Source organism: Lactobacillus sp. ESL0233, assembly GCF_003692995.1.
Classification (GTDB): domain Bacteria; phylum Bacillota; class Bacilli; order Lactobacillales; family Lactobacillaceae; genus Lactobacillus; species Lactobacillus bombicola.
This window is the reverse complement of sequence record NZ_REHH01000009.1, coordinates 85419-108241: the sequence shown is the minus strand read 5'-3', so window position 1 is coordinate 108241 and position 22823 is coordinate 85419. Positions and strand designations below refer to the sequence as shown.

Here is a 22823-nt window from a genome sequence, read left to right as displayed (position 1 = left end):
TTAAAAAATATAGATTGAATGGGCAAAAAAAGAATGTGGCATAAAAAAGGCTTTATAGTTAAAATTTAAGTTTAAGCGGTAATTCACAAATTACTTTTTACTTATATCTTAATCTAATAAATCGAACTTCAATGTGGCTAAGCTGTGTCCTTCGTTAACCATGTTGCCGAGCAACTCAATTGTATTGTTGTAAACTTGGTCGGCCATCTTTTGATTAGCTTCTGTTAGGGCATCTTCAACTGCTTTACCTGAAAGTCCAGCGACTTTTTTATCAGTTTCATGTTGAATGAAGTGGCACTCAGCTAACGATTTTTGCTCAAAATCATTTTCTAATTCACCGTAAACTTTAAAGTTAGTGTCACCAAGTTGAGCAGTTAGCTTGTTTAGCCAGAAAATCTTGTTCAAGTCAAACTTAGGACCGGTTTGGAAGCTAGCTGGTGTGTTATTAACGTTGGTGTAGAATGGGACAAAACTGTTAAAGGTATTTGGACCAAAGCAAAGCCATTGAACACCAGCGATTTCTTCTGGTACATCGTTTCTAACTTGTAAAATATGTGTTTCAAAGTTACGGTTCAAAGCAATTGGCCGAAAAGCTTTCTTTTGTTCAGGCGTACCTTGATCGCCGTATGGATCAAATGGGGTATCTTGGTAGTGTGAACTTTCAACAAAGCAAATGTCCTCGATACTAATCTTGCGGTTAGCATGACAAATGAATGGTTGATCTTGATCGCTTGGCTTGCCACCAAATTCTGGATCAAAATAATTATGGACATACCAAGCCCGTGGATTATTATAATGAGCATCTTTAATAGTTGAACTACCAAAGATGTGGCGCATATTGTAACCGTCACGATCAGGATTTAAGTGGTAAGTGTCAATTAATTCTTCTAGTTGCGTATCAGCCATAAAGTCATCTTGATCAAAGTGAAATTCGTCAATATTTAAGCGGTTAGGGGCAACTACGTAAGCATCATCTGGAATTCGGCGGGCAATCCAGTGGTGACCGCCAATTGTTTCCAAGTACCAAATTTCATCGTGGTCAGCAAAAGCCATCCCATTCATTTCATAGGTACCGTATTTTTCTAGCAGGTAGCCAACACGCTTAACACCTTCAAGGGCGCTATGGATATAAGGCAAAGTTAGGGTAACAAAATCTTCTTCACCAAGTCCGCCTACACTAACTAGTGGATCAATTCCCTGAATACGGGAATTTGTTGTAATTGTTTCAGTCGCAGTCATCGCAATGTTATCGGAGTTGATTCCGGCTGCTGCCCAAATACCACTTTCACCAGAAACGTCAGGTGCGCTGGTATAACGCATAGGAGTTTCAGCTAAATCTGCATCATCAATTTTTTGGTGACTGATGACACTTTCATAGTGTTTAGGTTGTTTTTCAGGGGTAATAACTTCAAACCCTTCTGGAATAATGGTTCTACCACCATCTTCACTGCGGGCAATCATAGTTGAACCATCGATACTGGCATTTTTACCAACAAGAATGGTTGTACATTCTGCTTTTTTCATAAATATTGTCCTTTCAAAGTTCTTAAGGTATATTGTATTAAAAAATGGACATTAATTGCAAAAAAATGGTTGATTTTTAGGAGAAATTATAGTTGTTTTTGTCGAGGGTAACTAGTAATGGAAATTAAACGGTTGTTAGAGCAAAGGTTGCAGGCAAAACTAAGGGTAATTAGTCATCAGTCGTTTAATCGCACTTTTGTTGGTTTTAGTCAGCAGTATCAGCAGTCAGTTTTTGTTAAAGTCTTTTTACAAGAGCGTAATTGGCTAACAGAAAAAGCAGTTACGTAGTAGTTCTATGCGCAATAGATTAATTAAAATCTTTAAGTACTTTGTGCACGATCAAATTATGATTGAAACAGAGCTACTTAATTCTAGTACAGTTCTACACGGTGATGTGGGTGTACGTAATTATCAGTTTGTCACTAATCAGCTAGTATTAATTGATTATGAAAAAGTACAGTTGGGTGTTAAGTACCAAGATTTTATTAAGCTATTTTATCAGGATTTTAAACTACAACCAGAATTAATGGCCGCTTTTATGGAGGGATATACACTCAAGTTACCTGAACCTAAAATTAGCCAGTTAATGCAAGCTTTTTTACTTTTTAAAACAGCCTGTGGCATTATGAGTTATACTGACAAAATTGAGGATCAGCCTTTTAAGCAGATTGGGGAAAAGATGTTAGTAAAAGTAGAAGAAGATTTACTCTAAAGTTTAATTAGATTTTTTAATAAAAATTAGTTTATTTAAGAGGCAGAAAACAAAACCCCCATAATTAGGATGCTAAATTATGGGGGGTTTGTTTGATTAAATTATCTAAACAAGACAAAAGTGAAATTGTGATGTAAGCAAAAAATATTGTAATCCTATTACTCAAGTATATAATAAATTATTATTAATTTGTTGTTAAAATTAATTAAAAATAGTTAATAGGAGAAAAGAAGCAATGATCTTTAAAAACTATTCGCATTTTAAATTCTTTTTACTTAATGTCTTTGGTTTTATTTACAGCACGGAAAATGTCATTGTGGTCTACATGGTAGGATCACTGATCAATATGGCTGCAGCCAAGCAATTTGCTAAGTTACCTTGATTGATTATTCAAGTCTTAATTGCACTAATTTTAGTCTTATTGGCTCACTTAAGCTTTAACTATTTAAAGGCGGATGCAATTAAGCAAACTAATATTAAACTAAGAAGGCAGACACTTAAAGGGATGCTTGCTAGTCCCAGTGAGGATACTGCCAACCTAGGTTTTTTAACTAATGATTTTAAGTTGTTAGAAACAAATCGTTATGAAGCAGAGATTTTTATTTTAACTTATTTTTATACAGTAATTTTGGCCTTATCATATGCCCTGTACTTAAATCCTATTTTAACCGTCATATTTTTTGCAGGTTCATTGCTTCCTATGCTTGTTTCTAATCTGTTCCAAAAGCCAATTCAAACCGCTGCTGATGAATGGACTAAGGCCAATGATCAATATGTTAATCAGGCCAAGAACACACTAGCAGGAACTAGGACATTAAACCTTTATGGTCAACAAAATAACGCTGTTAAGCGAGACCTAAAAGTAATTAATTTATTAGAAACCAAGTTGGCAAGAATGAATATCTTGAAAAACAATACGAATGCCTATCTTAATCTCATTGCTATGGGTGGTTCTTACTTAGTTCCCTTTGCTATAGGGATTATGCTAGTAATCAAGGGTTTTACCACTTTAGGTGCACTTTTTGGCATTATTCAGCTTTCGAATTCTTTTGTTAACCCAATCTTACAAATTCTTAGTGAACGCAATAATTTATCTACAACCAAGGGGATTGTTAAGCGCATTACTCAGTTCGGTCAAAAGGCTGCTACTTATCCTCAAACAACGAGTATGACAGCAAATTTAGTAGAATTGGAGGTTAAGGATTTGTCTTTAATCCGACAAGGCCAGCAGTTAGCTAGCGATATCGACTTGACAATTGAGAATGGTCAAAAAATTGCAGTTATCGGACCATCTGGAGCCGGTAAGTCAACTTTATTACAGTATTTGTTATATGGTGACTACGGTCAAGCTAGCAAGATTTTACTCAATCACCAGCAAGTAGACGCGGGGGCGTTTACTAATCTTTTTGCTTACTCAAGTCAAAATGCCGTAATTTTTGCTGACACTTTACTCTTTAACTTAACTTTAGGTGCTGACATTGCGCCAGACAAAATAATGGCCGTTTGTCAGGGTGTTGGTCTAGCTAAGCTAATTCAAGAAAAAGGGCTAAACTGCGACCTAGGTGATAATGCTGATCAATTGTCAGGCGGCCAATTATCTAGGATTGAACTCGCGCGGGCAATTTTGGCTCAGCGTCAGATTCTTTTACTCGATGAAGTCAATGCTTCTCTGGATCAAGTAACCTCCAAGCAGGTTCATGATTACCTCTTCGCTTCTGATTTGACTTTTATTGAGGTAATTCATCACTATAAACCAGCAGACCTGGAACGTTATGATCAGGTAATTGATTTTAATTCATACCTTTCTTCGTAGCGACTATGTTTCAGCGAGTAAGACTAATTTTTGAAGTAACCGCTTAGTCTAGGATGCAAATTAAGTTGAGTATGTAAAAATTTACGGCAATAGTTATTATTAAAATGGCACTCCTTTTCTTTATATAGAAAAAAAGTGCCATTTTGCGATGGATAATAGTATAGCTATAATTTGGTTAGCTACTAATTTTTTTAGAATTTGCATCATTGAGTAGTAAGTTTAGGATAGTAGCCGATAAACTGGTGATCACAATACCATTATTTAGGAAAAGTTGAATTGTTGCAGGTAAATTGTGGAAAAACTGTGGATAAATAGTAACACCTAGTCCCAGGCCAATTGAAATAGCAATAATTAAAATATTATTGTTATTACTTAAATCAACTTGGACTAAAGTTTTAATGCCCTGAACGGCAATCATGGTAAACATTACTAGCATGGCCCCACCTAATACTGGTGTTGGAATAATGGTGACGAGAGCGCCAATTTTGGGTAGCAGTCCCATCGTCATCAACAATCCAGCGGCCCAATAAATGGGGCGTTTAGTTTTAATGCCTGACAATTGTAAAAGTCCAACATTTTGCGAAAAGGTCGTGTAAGGAAAAGCGTTGAATAAACCACCTAGGATTTGAGCGAGCCCTTCTGCCCGATAGCCTTTTTTAAGATCATCTTCTGAAACTTGATGCTTAATCAAATCACCCGTGGCAAAGAAGACGCCAGTTGATTCAACCATTGAAACTAAGGCAATGATGATCATTGTTAAACTGGAAGACCATTCAAAATGAGGCGCTCCAAAGTAAAAAAGTTGCGGTAAATGAAACCAGGATGCTGTAATTACTGGGGCAAATGAAACTAGACCTAGGCACGCAGCAATAAGTGTGCCGCTAATTAATCCTATTAAAACTGAAATTGATTGTAAAAAGCCTTTTGTCCAAATTTCTAAAGCTAAAATAATGAACATAGTGCAGAAGGCAAGTAATAAATTTTGACTACTACCAAAATCCTTAGCAGTAGCATTGCCTCCGCCCATATTTTGAATGGCAACTGGGATTAAGGTTAGACCAATTGTGGTAATTAAGGTACCGGTGACAACAGGGGGAAAGAATTTTTTGATTTTGGCAAAAACCCCAGCAATTAAAATTACGAAAATGCCGGCAATAATAATGGCCCCATACATATCATTAATTGAAAATTTGCGACCAATCATTTGTAAGGGAGCAACCGCCTGAATAGCGCAGCCAAGAATTACAGGGAAGCCAATACCAAAAAAGCGATTAGTAATTAACTGTAAAAGAGTTGCCAACCCACACATAAAAATATCAATTGAAACTAAATAGGTCATTTGTTCAGCGTTGAATTTTAGAGCTGTCCCAATTAAAAGTGGCACTGCAACTGCACCAGAATACATTGCTAACAGATGTTGCAGTCCAAGGACGGCTGCTTTTTGTTGACTAACTTCTTTTTGCATTAATTTTCCCCTACAAAATGTACTTGATTATCAGCTAAACTAGCAATGTTTGCTAAAGCTTCAAGCTTATAGCCATGTTTTTTAATCCAAGTGCTACCGCCTTGAAAAGACTTGGCTACGACTACGCCCACGCCAGCTATTTCCGCATAGGCTTGATGAGCAATATTAATCATGCCCTTAACGGCTTCACCATTAGCTAGAAAATCATCAATAATTAATAAACGGTCATTGGGATTGAGAAATTTTTGTTCAACACAAATTTGGTTAGTGGTTTTCTTGGTGTAAGAATAAACATCCGCCCAATATACTTCATCGTTAAGTGTCGAGGGCTTTTTTTTACGGGCAAAGACCATGGGTACGTGTAACTCATAGGCAGTCATTACCCCAGGCGCGATTCCTGAAGCTTCACAAGTTAAGACTTTGGTGATACCGGTATCTTTGAAAAGATGAGCAAATTCTGTTCCAACGGCCATCATTAATTCAGGATCAACTTGATGATTTAAAAATGAGTTAATCTTTAGGACATTTCCGGGTAAAACTTCGCTATCGTTGCGAATACGATCTTCCAGCAATTTCATACTTTTCCTCCTAAAACAAAAAGGTCTTTTCTACCAAAACTATGGTAAAAAAGACCAATAAGACAGTGACACTTCGCTATTTGTACTTGATCCATAGTTCAGAATTCACGGTTCTGAGTAGAGACTGCCGACCAGATTACGGCAATATATAGACATAATATTTGCTTGTGTATGCATTCTAACAAAGTAAATTTAGTTGTGCAAGATTAAGGGGGGATTTTAAAAATAAATTAGTTCAGGCATATATCGATATAATTTTTGAGAAAAAATTTTTTATTTAAAAAGTAGTTGACCCCACCTTAAATTCTTAGTACAGTTTAGATGATTTGATATTTAATTAGCAAAGGAGCCAGAATGTCAGTGAGAAAAAAGATTCATGATTTTGATGAAATTATTGTTTTAGACTTTGGTAGTCAATATAATCAACTAATCACGCGGCGCTTGCGTGATTTTGGCATTTATTCTGAACTATTACCGCACGATCTTAGCTTAGAAAAAATTAGAAAAATTAATCCTAAGGGCATTATTTTTTCCGGTGGTCCTAACAGTATTTATGATGACAATGCTTTAAAGGTTGATCCTAAAATTTTTGAATTAGGAATTCCTATCTTAGGTATTTGCTATGGCATGCAATTAATGTCGTCTTATTTAAACGGTAAAGTTGAAAAAGCTGATAATTCTGAATATGGTAAAGCTGACATTCAAGTAGAAGATGCAAATTCGGTTTTATTTGATGGCTTACCGAAAGATGAGTTTGTTTGGATGAGTCATGGTGACTTAGTTAAGCAGGCACCAAGTGGTTTTAAGACAATTGCTTCAAGTAAAAGTTGCCCGATTGCGGCGATTGCTAATGAACAAAGCAAGTTTTATGGCATTCAATTTCATGCTGAAGTTCGCAATACTGAATATGGCTTAGATATTTTGCGTAATTTTGCTTTTAAAGTCTGCAAAGCTAAAGCTAACTGGTCAATGGCTGATTTTATTGAGATGGAAATTGCCAATATTCAGCAGACAGTTGGTGATAAAAAGGTAATATTAGGCTTATCTGGTGGGGTAGACTCTAGCGTGACGGCTACTTTGTTACATAGGGCAATTGGTGATCAATTAACTGCCATTTTTGTTGATCACGGGATGTTGCGCAAAAATGAAGGTGACGAAGTAATGGCCGCCTTGAATCGTGATTTAGGTGTGAACATTGTGCGGGTAAATGCCCAAGAGCGCTTTTTAACTAAATTAAAGGGTGTAACTGATCCCGAGCAAAAGCGTAAAATCATCGGTAAGGAATTCATCGAGGTTTTCAACGAAGAAGCGCAAAAGATGCATGAAGTTGATTTTTTGGCGCAGGGTACACTCTATACTGACGTAATTGAAAGCGGCACCAATACAGCACAGACAATTAAGTCCCACCATAATGTCGGCGGTCTGCCTCAGGATATGCACTTTCAACTAATTGAACCATTACGAAAATTATTTAAGGATGAAGTGCGTCAGCTTGGTGAAGAATTAGGGATTCCGCATGACTTAGTTTGGCGTCAGCCGTTTCCTGGTCCCGGTCTTGGGATTCGGGTGTTAGGTGAAGTTACTGCACCTAAATTAGAATTAGTACGTGAAAGTGATGCTATCTTACGTGCAGAAATTAAAAAGGCAGGTCTAGAAGAAGACGTCTGGCAATACTTTACGGTTTTACCAGGAATTAAATCAGTTGGTGTCATGGGTGACGGGCGGACTTATGACTATACGATTGGCATTCGGGCCGTGACTTCGATTGATGGGATGACAGCTGATTTTGCGCGCTTGCCGTGGGAGGTCTTGCAAAAAGTTTCAACGAGAATTATTAACGAAGTTGATAACGTTAACCGCGTCGTTTATGATGTGACGAGTAAGCCGCCTTCAACCATTGAATGGGAATAAGCTAATTGTTAAAGCTTTCAACAAATATAATATTATGCTTATCCTAATTATAATCAAAACAACTTATTAATTATATTAAAGAAAGCCTAAAGATGCTAAACAGTTTAGTATCTTTAGGCTTTTTAAATAGTTAGTACATTCACTAATATTAAGTCTAACTAATGTGAGGCTAGCTTTAATTTATCTTATAGCCATCTTTTTTATGTGATATGTGAATTGAATTGTTAAGATAATAAAAAGCAATATTCTTCATTATCATAATGAAGAATATTGCTTTAAAATCTATTTAACTAAAAAATTATTTTTTGTTTTCAGGAGCTTTGTCCGTCTTACTTGGTGTATCTACTGGGTGATCAGTTGGTACATCAGGTAGTGGATTAACAATTTTAGCTTGTTGTTCCTTTTCAACGATTGGCTTTAACCAGTTAATTTCTGCTTTTAAATAAGCACGATATTTTTTAGCATAACTAGCATGATTCTTAGAAAAGTGCTTCAAAGTATCAGTATATAGGTTTAAACGCTTTAACTTAGAAAGTTTGCGTCCCTTCTTGATAGCAGCATTATAATATTTATTGGCAGTTTTATGCTTTTTGGACCATTTAGCATTAGTTTTAATTAACTTAGCTTTTGGTTCTTGAGTCTGGGCTTCTTCTTTAGGCTTTTGTGCATCAGCATTCGGGTTTGGCGCAACAACTTTGTTGTCTTCTTTAGGCTTTTGTGCATCAGCGTTAGGTGCAGTTACCTTGTTGTCTTGACTAGCCTTTGAATTGTCAGTAGTTGCAGTATTGGCATCAGTTTTTGCAGTATTGTTAGCTACTTGATTAGTAGTATCAGCTAAAACAACTGCAGATTGACTAATAATTGGGGAAACGGCAGTAATACCTGCTACAGCAAGGGTAACTATTTTTTTATTAAATTTCATAACTTTACCTCTCTAATTAATAAATACCTATGTATTTTAACACAGAACATATTAAGGATTATAAATTAATTGTTAAGTTATGGTTACAGAAAGTAAAAATTCTCATCAATTTTTGTAAAATTATAAAGTTTAGCGGACAGGGAGTAATTAACTAGATAAAAATAGCTCCAATTACTTCTATTTATTTTGATGCTGGACATAAAGGTACACAGGCCAGCCACTCAGAGTGAGTAAAATACCGATTAAAGCTAAAATGGGTTGGGTAAGGGTGGTACTAATGACGATAAAACTAGCGCCACTAATAGCTAGAATAGGTGGTAGTGGATACCAGGGAGTCTTATATGGCCGCTGGAGGTTAGGCTTTTTAATTCGTAAGAGCATAACGCCAATAAATAATAGGATTGAGAAAATCCAAGAAACATAAACTAGCATATCAGTTAGTGAATCAAAAGTTCCGGAAAAAATCATAATGGTCGCGACCAAACACTCAAACAGCATGCTATTTGTGGGTACTGCTGTTTTTTGATTTAGGGTGCCAAAAAATTTGGCACCAGGTAATTTGTTTTCTTTCCCAAGAACATATGGCATCCTTGATCCTAACAGTAGGTGACCATTAATTGCTCCGAAAATTGAAACTAAAATTCCAAAACTAATAATGATACTCCCAAAATTGCCGAACAACTGTTGCGACGTCAAAAGCGCCGTTGCTTGATTGCCCACAATCAGTTTCCAAGGAAGTATTTTGATGAAGCTCCAATTAAGCAAGGTATAAATGACAGTTACCCCAAATAATCCCCAAATAATTGCTTTAGCAAGTGTTTTAGCTGGGTTTTTAATTTCACTAGCCAAATTACCAATGCTTAACCAACCGTCGTAAGCAAATAAAACTGCTAACAAAGCTTGGCCAAAGGCAACAGCACCACTTGCAGATGAAATTTGTGGTCGAGGAGCTGAAACTAAATGGTTTTGATTGCTAATGACGGCTAATACAATGATAGCTAGAATGGGAATTAATTTAATTATCAAAGCAATTTTTTGAACTTGTCCACTTAATTTAGAACCAAGCCAATTAATAGCAAGAATTATAAGTATGACAATCAGTGCAGTTGCTGTAATTGAAAGGTGACTAAAGCCAGGAATTGCTTTAAGTTGAGTTGCAAAAACAATAGCTAAAGCGCCAATGTTAGCTGGATAATAGATAATAATTAATGACCAACCAAATAAAAAAGCAACTTGTGGGCCATAAATTTTTTCGAGGTATTTAACCGGACCACCTTCTTCAGGGAAAATTGCAGCCAATTCGGCGATGCTTAAGCCCGCCATCAGTGTGATGAATCCGGCAAGTGGCCAAACAAGAATACTCAGCCAAGGGTTACGGGTAAGCGTAGAAATATTAGCAATTTTAAAAAAAGCACCACCGCCAATCATTGTCCCCATAACGGTTGCCAAAGCTGCAAAGAAGTTTAATTGTCTTTTCATTGTTCAATACCTTATTAAATCAAAATTAAATTTATCATTGTAATTATAGGATAAGGTTTGCAAAATAAAAAGATTATTTGTAAAAGATAATTAATAAACTTAAAGGAAATAGAAAATATTTACTTCTTGCATACTTGAAAGCAATTACGTGTTATTATTTGAAGGAAATAATGTTGATGATCTTTCTTTTATTGTATAAAGGAGAAAAAATGAGTAAAGTTACAGTAGTCGGTAGTCTTAATTTTGATACTAATCTACGAGTAAAGCGGATGGCAAAACCTGGCGAAACGATCCATGCTAAAGATCACTATTCTGCTACTGGTGGTAAGGGTGCTAATCAAGCAGTTGCAGCAGCTCGAGCTGGTTGTACTGTGAAATTTATTGGTGCTGTCGGTAATGATGTACCAGGTAAGGAATTGCTTGCCGCACTTAAACAGGAAAAGATTGATACAAGTGGAGTTATGATAGTTGACCAAGAATCAACGGGGCAAGCCTACATTACTGTTGATGATGCTGGGCAGAATTCAATTACAATATATTCTGGTGCCAATTATCGCTTTGACAAAAATTATGTTAGTCAGAATAGAGCATTACTCACTGATAGCGATTTTGTTGTGGCTCAATTTGAGACGCCAATTGCGGCCACTATTACAGCTTTTGCAATAGCTCATCAAGCTGGGATTAAAACCATTTTAAATCCTGCTCCTGCAATGGAAGAGATCCCTTCAGAATTGCTTAAATTAACAGATATAATTATTCCTAATGAAACAGAGGCTGCTACAATTACTAATGTACAGGTTGTTGATGAAGCTAGTGCTAAAAAAGCCGCTAAAAAATTACATCAGCTAGGTGTGGCTACAGTCATTATCACTATTGGCTCCAAGGGAGCTTTTTATGATTTTCAGTCTAAGAGTGGGTTAGTTCCAGCATATAAAGTCGAGGCAGTAGATACCACTGCTGCGGGTGATACCTTTATTGGGGCACTGGCAAGTACTCTTAAACCCAATTTAGCTAACTTAAGTAAGGCAATTAATTTTGCTAATAAAGCTTCGTCACTCACTGTTCAAAGTTATGGTGCACAGCCTTCAATTCCTTATCTTAAAGAAATCGAAAAAATTTAAGTAAAGTTATTAAGCAAAGAGAAAGAGGTAGGTATTATGACAACAAAGATTGGAATTATTGGTGATGGTCATGTCGGCTGTACTGTAGCACATCAATTGATCATTTCAGAACTAGTTGATGATTTAGTAATGATTGATGTTAATGAAAAAAAGGTCAAAGCTGATGCAGTTGACTTTGAAGATGCTATGGCTAACTTGCCCAATCACGTAAATATTAAGGTTAATGATTATTCGGCTTTAAAAGATGCTCAAATTGTAATTAGCACCTTAGGCAGGATTTCACTTGAAACTAAAGGCGATCGTTTTGAAGAACTAGAATTCAATAAAAAACAGTTGAAGCCAATTACTGATGCAATTAAAAAGAGTGGCTTTAATGGAATTTTGTTAGTTATATCTAACCCAGTCGATGCAATTACTAATCTATACCAACAATTAACGGGATTACCTAAAGAACATGTGATTGGAACGGGTACTTTACTTGATACTGCACGTATGAAAAAAGTAGTAGCGCAAAAATTTGATGTTGATCCACGTTCAGTGAGTGGTTTTGTCTTAGGTGAGCATGGCGATTCACAATTTACAGCTTGGTCGACTGTAAAAGTTTTGCAACAACCAATTTTTGAATTTACACAAGATAAATCTTGGCGAGTAGAGGATCTTGATAATGAAATTAAAGAAGGGGGTTTTACGGTTTTTAACGGTAAGGGTTATACTAATTATGGTGTTTCAGCTGCGGCTGTTAGAATTGTTCGGACAATTTTAACTGATGCACGCACAGAATTACCAGTGTCGAGTTTCCAAGAAAAATATGACACTTATATGTCTTATCCAGCTGTTGTTGGGCGAGAAGGAATAGTTGCTAAAATTAACTTAAAACTAACAGCAGCAGAAGAGAAATTGCTACAAAAATCTGCTGAAACAATCAAAGAAAAATCGCAAGCATAATTTATAGTGAGCAAAAATATCTAATAGTTATGTGATTCTAAATTTAGGAATCATTGTTTTAAATTACTAAGCCTGTTATAATTACTAAGGCTTGAAATTTAACATTAAAAATGTTATTGTATTTAGCGTTAATCGATTAATCTATGGTTTGCAATAAAGCCATGGCAAAGGAGTAATAAACATGAAACAAGGCATTCATCCAGATTACCAAGAAGTTGTCTTTATGGATTCAGCAACAGGTGCTAAATTTGTTGCTGGTTCAACTGTAAAGTCAAAAGAAACAGTAGATTACGAAGGTAAGACTTACCCATTAATTCGGGTTGAAATCACTTCGGATTCTCATCCATTCTACACTGGCAAGCAAAAGTTTGCTCAGGCCGATGGTCGAATCGAAAAATTCAACAAGAAGTATGGTATGAAAGAGAAGTAGTATCTTTGATCTGGTGGAAGCAGTCCCATTGGGGCTGCTTTTTTATGTAAAGCCTATGGCTTATTTAAAATTGGATTAGGATGCTTTACCCAAATTTCTTTTTAGCTAGGAGAAAAATAGATGAAAATGCAACTGGCAGAAATTGCCAAGGCAATTAATTCAACTTGTGAGGGCAACGAGCAAACTGTTATTACTTCTGTTGTCTTTGATTCAAGAAAAATTACAGCTGGCGGCTTATTTGTTCCATTGAAAGGAGAAAGGGACGGGCATGACTTCATTGATAGCGCAATCAACAATGGGGCCAGTGCCACTTTATGGCAAAAGGGCCACCCCAATAAGCCTAATAATATTGCAATTCTAGAAGTTGAAGATCCTTTAACTAGTATGCAACAGCTAGCACAGTATTATCTTAATAAAGTTAATCCAACTGTAGTTGGAATAACTGGTTCTAATGGTAAAACTACTACCAAAGATATGACCTCAGCTGTTTTGGCTAAAAGGTTTAACGTTCATAAGACTGATGGGAACTTTAATAACGAAATTGGTGTGCCAATGACCATTTTGGAAATGAAACCTAATACAGAGATTTTGGTTTTGGAAATGGGAATGGATCATGCAGGGCAATTACATTTATTAAGTGAGCTTACTCATCCGGATGTTGCTGTAATTACAATGATTGGGGAAGCCCATATTGAATTTTTAGGCTCGCGTGCAGCAATTGCTGATGCGAAGATGGAAATCACTGATTTTTTGCGTGAAGACGGTGAACTTATTTATAACGGTGATGAACCACTTTTGCAAGCGCGAGCTAAGAAAATTAACCAAGCAAAAGTTACCTTTGGCCTAGCAAAAAATGATACAGTTTATGTGACAGGTTATCGAAGTTATAAGCGTCATGCTACATTTACGGTTAACAATTCTGATAATCAATTTACTATTCCCATGATTGGTAAACATAATGTTTCTAATGCACTATCGGCTTTGTGTGTAGGGCGTTATTTTGGTGAAAGTGATGAAGAAATTGCAGCGGCTTTGGCTGGCTTTACGCCTACTGCTAACCGAATGGAGTGGGAAAAAGGCGATGTAGGCGAAGACATTATGAGCGATGTCTATAATTCAAACCCGACAGCTGTACGTGCTGTTTTAACTAGTTTTGGTCAAATTGAAGTACCAAAAGATAGCAGACGGATTGCCGTTTTAGGCGATATGTTAGAATTGGGGCAGCAGTCGGATAGTCTCCATGCTAAATTAGCGGATTGTCTTGACCCACAAGTGATAAATGAAGTATATTTATTTGGCTCAGAAATGAAGAATTTAGCAAATGTTCTCAAGGGAATATATTCTGATGAGCATTTGCATTATTATACAAAAGATCAGATGCAGCACATGATTGCTGATTTGAAAAATGATATTAAGCCGCATGATATAGTTGTTCTTAAGGGATCGCATGGCATGCACCTGGAAAAGGTACTAGAGCGGCTTAGATAGGAGAATTTAGTGAAATTTTCGGAATTAGGATTAAATGATGAGCTTTTAAAAGCTATTAAACGTTCAGGCTTTGAAGAAGCGACACCAATCCAGGAAGAGACAATTCCTCTTGCTTTAGCAGGCAGGGATGTAATTGGTCAAGCACAAACAGGAACAGGTAAGACTGCTGCTTTTGCTTTACCAATCTTACAAAATTTAGATAAAGATAAGAAGGTAATTCAAGCCTTAATTATTGAACCGACTCGCGAACTGGCAATTCAGACGCAAGAAGAGCTTTTTCGCTTAGGACGTGATGAACGTGCCCGTGTACAGGTCGTATATGGTGGAGCAGACATTAGTCGACAGATTAGATCACTTAAGAATCATGTGCCAGCGATTTTAGTTGGCACCCCCGGAAGACTGCTTGATCACTTAAAGCGTAAGACAATTAATTTAGCAGATGTTAACACTATTGTTTTAGATGAAGCTGACGAAATGCTTGATATGGGTTTTATTCAAGACATTGAAAGCATTTTAAGTTATGTTAAAAATCGTAAGCAGACCTTACTTTTCAGCGCAACTATGCCTAAGCCAATTATGAATATTAGTGAAAAGTTTATGGATAATCCAGAAATAGTCCGAATTAAGACTAAGGAACTAACCGCTGATTTGATTGATCAATATTATGTTAGAGCAAAAGACTCCGAAAAATTTGACATTATGTGTCGGTTAATTGATGTTGAAAGTCCTGATTTAGCAGTGGTTTTTGTGCGAACAAAGCGACGTGTTGATGAGGTTACACGAGGCTTACAAGCCCGTGGCTATAATGCAGCTGGAATTCATGGCGATTTATCACAGGCACGAAGAATAAGTGTTTTAAAACGCTTTAGAGCTAGTAAACTTGATATCCTAGTTGCTACCGATGTTGCTGCGCGTGGGTTAGATATTTCAGGCGTAACGCACGTTTACAATTATGATATTCCGCAAGATCCAGATTCATACGTCCACCGTATTGGACGTACGGGTCGAGCTGGTCAAAATGGGAGCTCTATTACCTTTGTTACACCAAATGAATTGGGTTACATGAGAACAATTGAGCAATTAACCAAGAAGAAGATGACCCCACTTGCTCCACCTTCAGATGATGAAGCTTTAAGAGGCCAGTTGAAACTTGCTAAGACTAAGGTTGAGGATTTGCTAAAGGAAGACTTGACTAAATATGCTGCTGATGCTGCTGAGTTATTAGAAAATTATTCGGCTATTGATTTAGCAAGTGCCTTACTTAAGAATTTATCAAAAGATTCTTCAAGTGTTGAAGTCAAAATCAGTTCCCAAAAGCCATTGCCATATAAAGGTGGCGACGGGCGTCGTAGCGGAAACAGAAGTCGCGGCCGTGGTAATTACCGTGGTGGCAGCCGAGGTCATAGTAATTATCGTGGTGGTAATCGTGGCCATGGTAATTATCGCGGTGATCGTTCACATAAAGCAAATAGCGGTCATAGTTTTGTGATTAAAAGTAAAAAAGATTAATGATTTACAAAATAATGAGTTGGCTTGATGTACAACTCTTTTTTTGTATTATAATTTTTTATATGAGGTAAAAAAATGATTGTAGGCGTAGGTATTGATACTATTGAAGTTGAACGTGTGGCAAAAATTGTGACCAAGGGCGATTCTTTTGCAAAAAAAGTTTTAACACCTAAGGAATTTTCTCAATATCAAAAGATGGTTAATAAGCGAAAAGTAGAATATTTAGGTGGTCGTTTTTCAATAAAAGAATCTTTTTCTAAGGCCATGGGGACTGGACTTGGAAAAGAAATTGGATTGCAAGATGTTGAAACGCTGTGGGATAAGGTAGGGCATCCGGTGACAACTTCACCAAAGTTCACTGGTAAAATTTGGTCGAGTATTACCCACGACAATCATGAAATAATCACATTAGTTGTTTTGGAGAAATAAAATGATTCCAGGAATACATCGTCCGGCTGCTGTTTGTGTTGATTTGGCAGCTATTAGGCAAAATATAAAAGAAGAAATAAGACATTTAGAACCGGGGCAAAAATTGTTTGCGGTTGTTAAAGCTAATGCATATGGACATGGGGCTGTACAAGTTGCTCAAGAGGCAGTAAAAGTTGGCGTGAGTGGTTTTTGCGTGGCTATTTTAGATGAGGCTTTAGAGTTACGTCAAGCAGGGATTGTTCAGCCAATTCTAGTCTTAGGTGTAACACCACCTAGATTTACCTCACTAGCTGCTGCTAATGATATTTCCCTAACAGTTCCCAATTTAGCGTGGTTAGAAGATGCAGAAAAAATCTTAGTAGCAGAAAATGCAGATTTAATTCTTAAAATACATTTGGCGATTGATTCTGGGATGGGGCGAATTGGTTTTAGTGAGGATGAAGAGTTCACTGCTGCTAACGATTTTTTAGTAAATAATCCTAATTTTTTTGTTGAAGGACTATTTACTCATTTTGCTTCAGCTGATAGTAGCGATGATACTTACTTTAAAAGCCAAATTCAGCGTTTTAATCATTTGAAAAAACTGCTAAAAATAAAACCAAAATGGATTCATGTGGATAATACAGCAGCTAGTGTTTTTAATAAGGGCATTCATAGTGATCTAGTACGTTTTGGAATTGGAATGTATGGTTTGAATCCATCCTCGAATCCTACTAGTCCAGATTTACCAGTAGCAATTAAACTAAAACCCGCCCTTTCTTTTGAAAGTGAACTAGTGCAGGTACACACCATTCATGCCAAGCAGGGGGTAGGTTATGGTTCAACTTATGTTGCAACTAGTGACCAAATAATTGGCACGGTACCAGTAGGATATGCTGACGGTTTTATTCGTAAGTTTCAGGGCTTTAAAATAAAAGTAGGAAACGAATATTGCCCAATTGTGGGACGAATATGTATGGATCAATTAATGGTGCGATTGCCTCACGAAATGCCCGTGGGTACCAAAGTGGTACTGATTTCTAATGACACACTAGCTCCTAATAATATTAAAGCAGCAGCTGATTATGTTGATTCAATTCATTATGAAGTGGCTTGTTTATTAGATGACCGTTTACCGCGTAAATATTACGGGCAATCGAATTGCTAATCAAAAAAAGACATTGCAAAAGCAATGTCTTTTTTGTCAATGAAATTAATCATTAATTGGCTTATTGAGATAAACTCCTGGATTTTCATCGCTCATAATGGTCATGCCAGCTTGTAAATCTTCAATTTCTGCAACTACGTAACCCTTATGTTCCAATTTATCAACAATAGTTTTCAGTGTTTCTTCACTCACACCAGCTGGAAGAGTAAATAAGATTCGGCGAACAAAATTATGACTTTGCTGGGCAGTAGATGCATCTAAACTCATTGTTCCAGCGATATTAGAATATTTATTAATAATTTTTGCCATTTTTACTAAATTACCATTTGAATTATCGGTTAAAACGGTGAGGACATACGAACCGGTTTTAAGATTCCATGCATCAGATAACATGTCTAATAAGCGAGAGTGTGTTAAAATACCATAGAACTTACCGCTTTCATCTAGAACAGAGATGTAAGGTAGGTCTTTTATTGTGAAGAATACTTTAAAAAATGGTGAATTAACTTTAATTGTTTTAGTTGCGTTTTTAAGTAGATGTGTTACTGGTAAATCCATATCTTTTCCTTGGGATTTGTGGCGGTAAATATGCATCTTATAAATATTCCCACGAAAAATAGTTCCAGTATCATCTAAAATAGGTACACACCTGTAGCCTGAATCTTCTAAAGTTTCCAGGGCTTCAGCTAATGTAGCATGTTCGTTAACTGTTGTTAGATAATCTTTTTTGATAACTAAAGATTTAATAAGCATGAAACTGCCTCCATTGTAAAAATTGTTCTAGATAATTATAACATAAATAGTATATTAATTAGATAAGTATTAAAATTAAAATATTGGATAAATAGAGTTTAGCACGTACAGGATAATTAAAAAAGATTTTTACTTCACATCTACATGTAAATGTAAGTATGCTTATTAATTATCCTATGAGGTGGCTATGCTATTCATTAAATACGATTAAAAGTAAGGGGATTACTAATGAAATTAATTGTTGGTTTAGGAAATCCAGGTAAAAAATATGATGGGACCAAGCATAATACAGGCTTTATGGCGTTAGATTATTATTTAAAGCAAGGTTCCCTTCAGCTTGAGCGTGAAAAGTTTGAAGGCAAATATATTAAACAAGTTATTAAGGGTGAAGATGTTATTTTTCTTGAACCGCAAACTTTTATGAATGAATCTGGCCGCTCAGTTGCCCAATTTGCCCACTTTTTTAAAATTAAGGCACAAGATGTTTTGATTATACAAGATGATATGGATCTACCATTAGGAAAAATTAGAATTCGGGCAACTGGCAAATCTGGTGGGCATAACGGAATTAAAAGTATCATTCGCGATCTTGGCACTAGTGATTTTAACCGACTCAAAATCGGTATCAAGCATCCAGCTAATGTTACTGAAGCTAGTGTTATTTCGTGGGTTTTATCCAAATTTAGTAAGGAGCAACAGAAATTAATGGATAATGCTTTTGAAATTAGTAGTGATGTAATTACGGATTTTATTACTGGTAAGGATTGCCAATTTTTGATGAATAAATATAATTGATATGCGTTTAACTAATTTAATTGAAAAAGATCAAGAATTAACTAATTTTATAGCTAAAACAGTTAATGTGAAAAATTCACTCATCACCGGTGCCAATGCTGGTGCTTTTAGTGTACTTTTATGTCAGCTAGTAAGTCAGCTTGACCGACCAATAATTTTAATTGAAGAGAATGAAAACAAAGTGCAAAAACTCTATGGTGAATTAAAGCAGTTAATGCCAGATGGTAGAGTACAGTTTTTCCCATTAGATGCAACGATTGCTACACAAACAGCAGTTAGCTCACCGGATGAACTAAGTAGTCGAATACAAGCACTTAACTTTTTATTAACTGGTGAACAAGGAATTGTGCTAACTACCCCACAAGGGGTGCAATATAAATTGTCTAATCCTAAAGAATATCAAGCTGTAAGGCAAGAAATTAGGGTTGAAGTTGAGTACGATTTAACTGATTTAACAAGTTGGTTGATTAGTTCAGGGTATCGGCGGGAAAATTTAGTAGCTAAACCAGGAGAATTTGCTTTACGAGGTGATATTTTAGATATTTATCCTCTAGATCGTGAAAATCCAGTTAGAATCGAATTCTTTGGTGATCAAGTTGATACTATTCGGGAATTGGATTTAGCTAGTCAGCGTAGTCAAAAAGAAATTAAAGCTTTATCAATAGGACCGGCGCAGGATCATATTTTTACTGTACATAACTTTAAAAGTGCAGTTAAGCAAATTGAAGTTGCAATGGTCGATGCCCCAGCACCTAAAGAAGAAGTGGAAAATCATTTTACTTCAATTTTAGCGAATTTGAATGATAATAATTTACCCCAGAACTATTCTTTTCTAATTGACTTCTTACTTTCTAATTCAAGTAGCATTTTAGATTATCTAACTAAAGATGGCTTAATTGTATTGGATGATTGGTCCTTAATTAATCAGTCAATTAAAACAGTAGATCAGCAAAATGCTGGTTTTATTGCTGACGAATTGAAAACCGGTGCAATGTTGCCAGGGCAAGTAGTGCGCAGTGATTTTTATAAAAATTGGGCTATAGACGGGCACCATCATGTATATTTTTCCCCTTTTCAAAGGAGTATTGGTCGAGTTCGGTTAGGGCAACTCCTTGATTGGCAAACTAGACACCCTCAAGAGTTCTTTAGTCAGATGCCGCTGTTGAAAACTGAAATTGAGTCTTATCAAAAAAAGAAACAAACGGTTATCTTGCAAGCAGATAATATTCAAAGAGCACAACAAATTAAGCAGACTTTAGCTGAATTTGGTGTAAACGTTCCCATAGTAGAAGCTGATCAGTTAATTGAGCAACAAACACAAATAATTGTTGGCTCATTTATGCGTGGCTTTTCTTTACCTAATAGTAAGTTAGTTTATTTAACTGAACAAGAATTATTTAATAAACCCACCCACCAACCCTCAAAAATTAAAACATTAGAAAATGCACAGCGTTTACGTAATTATACTGAGTTAAAACCAGGCGATTATGTTGTGCACGTCAATCACGGGATTGGCCGTTTTGAAGGAATTAAGACGCTAGAAAACCAAGGAATTAAGCGCGATTATATTACTATAACTTATCAACATGGTGATCAGTTATTTGTTCCAGCTGATCAATTAAAGTTGGTGCAAAAGTATGTTGCTTCAGAAGGAAAGCAGCCGCATATTAATAAATTAGGTGGCAGTGAATGGGCTAATACCAAGCGTAAAGTTCAGTCTAAAGTTGAAGATATTGCAGATGACCTGATTGAACTTTATGCAAAACGTGAAGCAGAAAAAGGTTTTGCTTTTGCTCCAGATGATGAATTACAACAGCAGTTTGAAGCTGCTTTTCCTTATGTTGAAACAGCTGACCAGTTACGCTCAACTAAAGAAATCAAGCATGATATGGAACAAGAGAAACCAATGGATCGCTTATTAGTTGGTGATGTAGGCTTTGGTAAAACTGAAGTGGCATTACGGGCTGCCTTTAAAGCGATTGAAAGTGGTAAGCAAGTGGCTTTCTTAGTGCCAACAACTATTCTAGCTCAACAACACTTTGAAACAATTCAAGATCGATTTAAAAACTTTCCAGTTAATTATGCAGTCTTATCAAGGTTTCAAACTGCAAGTGAAACCCAAAAAATTATTGCTGAACTTCAGGCGGGTAAGCTTGATTTAGTTGTAGGTACGCACCGACTTTTATCTAAAGATGTACAGTTTAAAGATTTGGGACTGCTAATTGTTGATGAAGAACAACGATTTGGGGTTAAGCACAAAGAACGCCTAAAAGAACTAAAAGCTAATATTGATGTATTAACACTAACAGCTACACCAATTCCAAGGACCCTACATATGTCAATGGTTGGTGTACGTGATCTTTCGGTGATGGAAACACCGCCTTCTAACCGTTTTCCAATTCAAACTTATGTCATGGAGGAATTGCCAAGCGTGGTCAAGGATGCCTGCTTGCGTGAAATGCAACGTGATGGGCAAGTCTTTTATTTACACAATCGAATTGGTGATATTGATGATGCGGTAGTCAGGTTACAAGAGTTATTGCCTACGGCTCGAATTGCTAGTGTACATGGTCGAATGAGCAAAAATCAGATGGAGGATATTTTATATCGCTTTTTAAATCGCGAATTTGATATTTTGGTCACAACTACAATTATTGAAACAGGTATTGATATGCCTAATGTAAATACGATGGTCATTGAAAATGCCGACCATTATGGTTTAAGTCAGCTTTATCAGCTGCGCGGACGAATCGGGCGTAGTGCAAGGTTGGCTTATGCCTATTTCTTATATCAGCCTAATCGAGTGTTAACTGAAGTGGGTGAAAAGCGCTTAGAAGCAATTCGTGATTTTACTGAATTAGGTTCAGGCTTTAAAATAGCAATGCGTGATTTGTCAATTCGGGGTGCTGGCAATATGCTTGGAGCACAGCAACATGGCTTTATTGACAGTGTAGGGTATGATTTATATTCACAGATGCTCAGCGATGCAATTGATAACCGCAAGGGTAAGCATAAAGTCAAAAAGAGTAATGCGGAAATTGAACTAGATTTTGAAGCTTATATTCCGGAAAGTTATATTAGTGACCAAGAAGAAAAAATTGAATTTTATAAAAAAATCAAGGCTGCTAATTTTGATGAAATTCAGGAAATCCAGGATGAATTAATTGATCGTTTTGGTGATTATCCTGAACCAGTTGAAAATCTTTTGGCAATTTCAAATTTAAAACTTGAAGCTGACTTAGCCCAAGTGTTGAGTATTATTAGAGTAAAGCAACAAATAAAAGTTGAATTTGATGTTTCAGCTAGTAAAGAATTGACTGGACCTAATATTTTTAAAGCTTTAGAACATGTTTCCTTAAAAGTCAAAATTAATTTAAATCCACAAAAGCACTTGGTTGTGCTGTTGACGCTTTTAGATAATATGTCTAAGAGACAGTTGATTAATGAACTAATTAAATTTATGAGTGCAGCAAGTGATATTATTCAAAGATAAGAATTGAGGCAGAACAATGAGAATTGATAAATTTTTGAAAGTTTCCCGTTTAGTGAAAAGACGGCCAATTGCTAAAGAAATGGCTGATCAAGGACGAATTAGGGTAAACGATAAAGTAGTGAAGTCAAGTTATGAGGTAAAACTTGGTGACCTGATTGAGGTTGGTTATGGTTCCAGAACAGTTAAAGCAAAAGTGTGTGCTATTCGAGAAACAACTAAAAAAGCTGAAGCAAGTGAACTTTATGAATTAGTTGATTAAGCAACTTAGATATATGACATTTATTTTAGTCATTGTTATAATTGAATTAG

Annotated in this window: 19 protein-coding genes, 1 pseudogene and 1 riboswitch; of the genes and pseudogenes, 14 read left to right on the top strand and 6 right to left on the bottom strand. The window is 36.2% G+C overall.

Going from position 1 to position 22823, the window contains the following annotated elements; all coding sequences use genetic code 11:
* Window positions 1–108: 108 nt before the first annotated feature.
* Window positions 109–1524, bottom strand: a complete 1416-nt coding sequence (locus tag F5ESL0233_RS06840; RefSeq protein WP_122059401.1) for a C69 family dipeptidase — start codon at window positions 1522–1524, stop codon at window positions 109–111.
* A 117-nt stretch (window positions 1525–1641) separates the two neighbouring features.
* On the opposite strand from F5ESL0233_RS06840, the gene F5ESL0233_RS08290 reads away from it, so the two are divergent.
* The 3 genes and pseudogenes from F5ESL0233_RS08290 (at window position 1642) to F5ESL0233_RS06830 (ending at window position 4049) form a co-directional block, all read left to right on the top strand.
* On the top strand, window positions 1642–1812 hold the full coding sequence (locus F5ESL0233_RS08290) for a hypothetical protein (protein WP_158593141.1): 171 nt from the start codon (window positions 1642–1644) through the stop codon (window positions 1810–1812).
* A gap of 7 nt (window positions 1813–1819) precedes the next feature.
* Complete coding sequence (locus F5ESL0233_RS06835) at window positions 1820–2236, top strand: hypothetical protein (protein WP_122059399.1); 417 nt, start codon at window positions 1820–1822, stop codon at window positions 2234–2236.
* Between the two features lie 235 nt (window positions 2237–2471).
* Window positions 2472–4049: pseudogene (locus F5ESL0233_RS06830) on the top strand (ATP-binding cassette domain-containing protein).
* A 175-nt stretch (window positions 4050–4224) separates the two neighbouring features.
* On the opposite strand, the gene F5ESL0233_RS06825 reads toward F5ESL0233_RS06830, so the two are convergent.
* Together F5ESL0233_RS06825 and F5ESL0233_RS06820 are read right to left on the bottom strand one after the other, a co-directional pair.
* Window positions 4225–5514: a nucleobase:cation symporter-2 family protein gene (locus tag F5ESL0233_RS06825; RefSeq protein WP_122059397.1), complete on the bottom strand. Its 1290-nt coding sequence runs from the start codon at window positions 5512–5514 to the stop codon at window positions 4225–4227.
* The gene (locus F5ESL0233_RS06820; RefSeq protein WP_090092410.1) at window positions 5514–6092 is read right to left on the bottom strand and encodes a xanthine phosphoribosyltransferase; all 579 of its coding nucleotides are present in this window, start codon (window positions 6090–6092) and stop codon (window positions 5514–5516) included. The genes F5ESL0233_RS06825 and F5ESL0233_RS06820 overlap by 1 nt, the downstream gene beginning before the upstream one ends.
* 74 nt (window positions 6093–6166) lie before the next feature.
* Window positions 6167–6264: riboswitch (purine riboswitch) on the bottom strand.
* Between the two features lie 182 nt (window positions 6265–6446).
* Here F5ESL0233_RS06820 and guaA point away from each other — a divergent pair.
* Complete coding sequence (gene guaA, locus F5ESL0233_RS06815; RefSeq protein WP_199692579.1) at window positions 6447–8003, top strand: glutamine-hydrolyzing GMP synthase; 1557 nt, start codon at window positions 6447–6449, stop codon at window positions 8001–8003.
* A gap of 298 nt (window positions 8004–8301) precedes the next feature.
* Here the strand turns inward: guaA and F5ESL0233_RS06810 are convergent, their stop codons facing one another.
* Both F5ESL0233_RS06810 and F5ESL0233_RS06805 read right to left on the bottom strand, forming a co-directional pair.
* Window positions 8302–8925 (bottom strand): hypothetical protein, encoded by a 624-nt coding sequence (locus tag F5ESL0233_RS06810; protein WP_122059396.1) that lies wholly within the window; start codon window positions 8923–8925, stop codon window positions 8302–8304.
* Window positions 8926–9102: 177 nt separating this feature from the next.
* Window positions 9103–10404, bottom strand: a complete 1302-nt coding sequence (locus F5ESL0233_RS06805; RefSeq protein ID WP_122059394.1) for an APC family permease — start codon at window positions 10402–10404, stop codon at window positions 9103–9105.
* Window positions 10405–10613: 209 nt separating this feature from the next.
* On the opposite strand from F5ESL0233_RS06805, the gene rbsK reads away from it, so the two are divergent.
* The 7 genes from rbsK to alr all read left to right on the top strand — a co-directional run bounded on the left by rbsK (window position 10614) and on the right by alr (window position 17473).
* Window positions 10614–11525: a ribokinase gene (rbsK, locus tag F5ESL0233_RS06800; protein ID WP_122059633.1), complete on the top strand. Its 912-nt coding sequence runs from the start codon at window positions 10614–10616 to the stop codon at window positions 11523–11525.
* Between the two features lie 36 nt (window positions 11526–11561).
* Window positions 11562–12470: an L-lactate dehydrogenase gene (locus tag F5ESL0233_RS06795; RefSeq protein ID WP_122059392.1), complete on the top strand. Its 909-nt coding sequence runs from the start codon at window positions 11562–11564 to the stop codon at window positions 12468–12470.
* A gap of 181 nt (window positions 12471–12651) precedes the next feature.
* Window positions 12652–12900, top strand: a complete 249-nt coding sequence (locus F5ESL0233_RS06790; protein WP_090092385.1) for a type B 50S ribosomal protein L31 — start codon at window positions 12652–12654, stop codon at window positions 12898–12900.
* 120 nt (window positions 12901–13020) lie between these two features.
* On the top strand, window positions 13021–14388 hold the full coding sequence (murF, locus tag F5ESL0233_RS06785) for a UDP-N-acetylmuramoyl-tripeptide--D-alanyl-D-alanine ligase (protein WP_122059391.1): 1368 nt from the start codon (window positions 13021–13023) through the stop codon (window positions 14386–14388).
* 9 nt (window positions 14389–14397) lie between these two features.
* Complete coding sequence (locus tag F5ESL0233_RS06780; protein WP_090092382.1) at window positions 14398–15897, top strand: DEAD/DEAH box helicase; 1500 nt, start codon at window positions 14398–14400, stop codon at window positions 15895–15897.
* 75 nt (window positions 15898–15972) lie between these two features.
* A complete protein-coding gene (gene acpS, locus F5ESL0233_RS06775) occupies window positions 15973–16326 on the top strand; it encodes a holo-ACP synthase (RefSeq protein ID WP_122059389.1) in 354 nt (117 codons plus the stop codon).
* Window position 16327: 1 nt separating this feature from the next.
* Window positions 16328–17473, top strand: a complete 1146-nt coding sequence (gene alr, locus F5ESL0233_RS06770) for an alanine racemase (protein ID WP_122059388.1) — start codon at window positions 16328–16330, stop codon at window positions 17471–17473.
* Window positions 17474–17518: 45 nt separating this feature from the next.
* On the opposite strand, the gene cbpA is transcribed toward alr, so the two are convergent.
* Window positions 17519–18226 carry a cyclic di-AMP binding protein CbpA gene (gene cbpA / locus F5ESL0233_RS06765; protein WP_122059386.1) on the bottom strand — a complete coding sequence of 236 codons (708 nt, stop codon included), beginning with the start codon at window positions 18224–18226 and terminating at the stop codon, window positions 17519–17521.
* Window positions 18227–18454: 228 nt separating this feature from the next.
* On the opposite strand from cbpA, the gene pth reads away from it, so the two are divergent.
* Genes pth through F5ESL0233_RS06750 form a run of 3 tightly spaced genes read left to right on the top strand, consistent with a single transcriptional unit; the run spans window position 18455 to window position 22773 of the window.
* On the top strand, window positions 18455–19021 hold the full coding sequence (gene pth / locus F5ESL0233_RS06760) for an aminoacyl-tRNA hydrolase (protein ID WP_118896009.1): 567 nt from the start codon (window positions 18455–18457) through the stop codon (window positions 19019–19021).
* A gap of 1 nt (window position 19022) precedes the next feature.
* The gene (mfd, locus tag F5ESL0233_RS06755) at window positions 19023–22514 is read left to right on the top strand and encodes a transcription-repair coupling factor (RefSeq protein WP_122059385.1); all 3492 of its coding nucleotides are present in this window, start codon (window positions 19023–19025) and stop codon (window positions 22512–22514) included.
* 16 nt (window positions 22515–22530) lie between these two features.
* Entirely contained in the window at window positions 22531–22773 is a 243-nt protein-coding gene (locus tag F5ESL0233_RS06750; protein WP_118896006.1) for an RNA-binding S4 domain-containing protein, read from the top strand.
* Window positions 22774–22823: the final 50 nt, after the last annotated feature.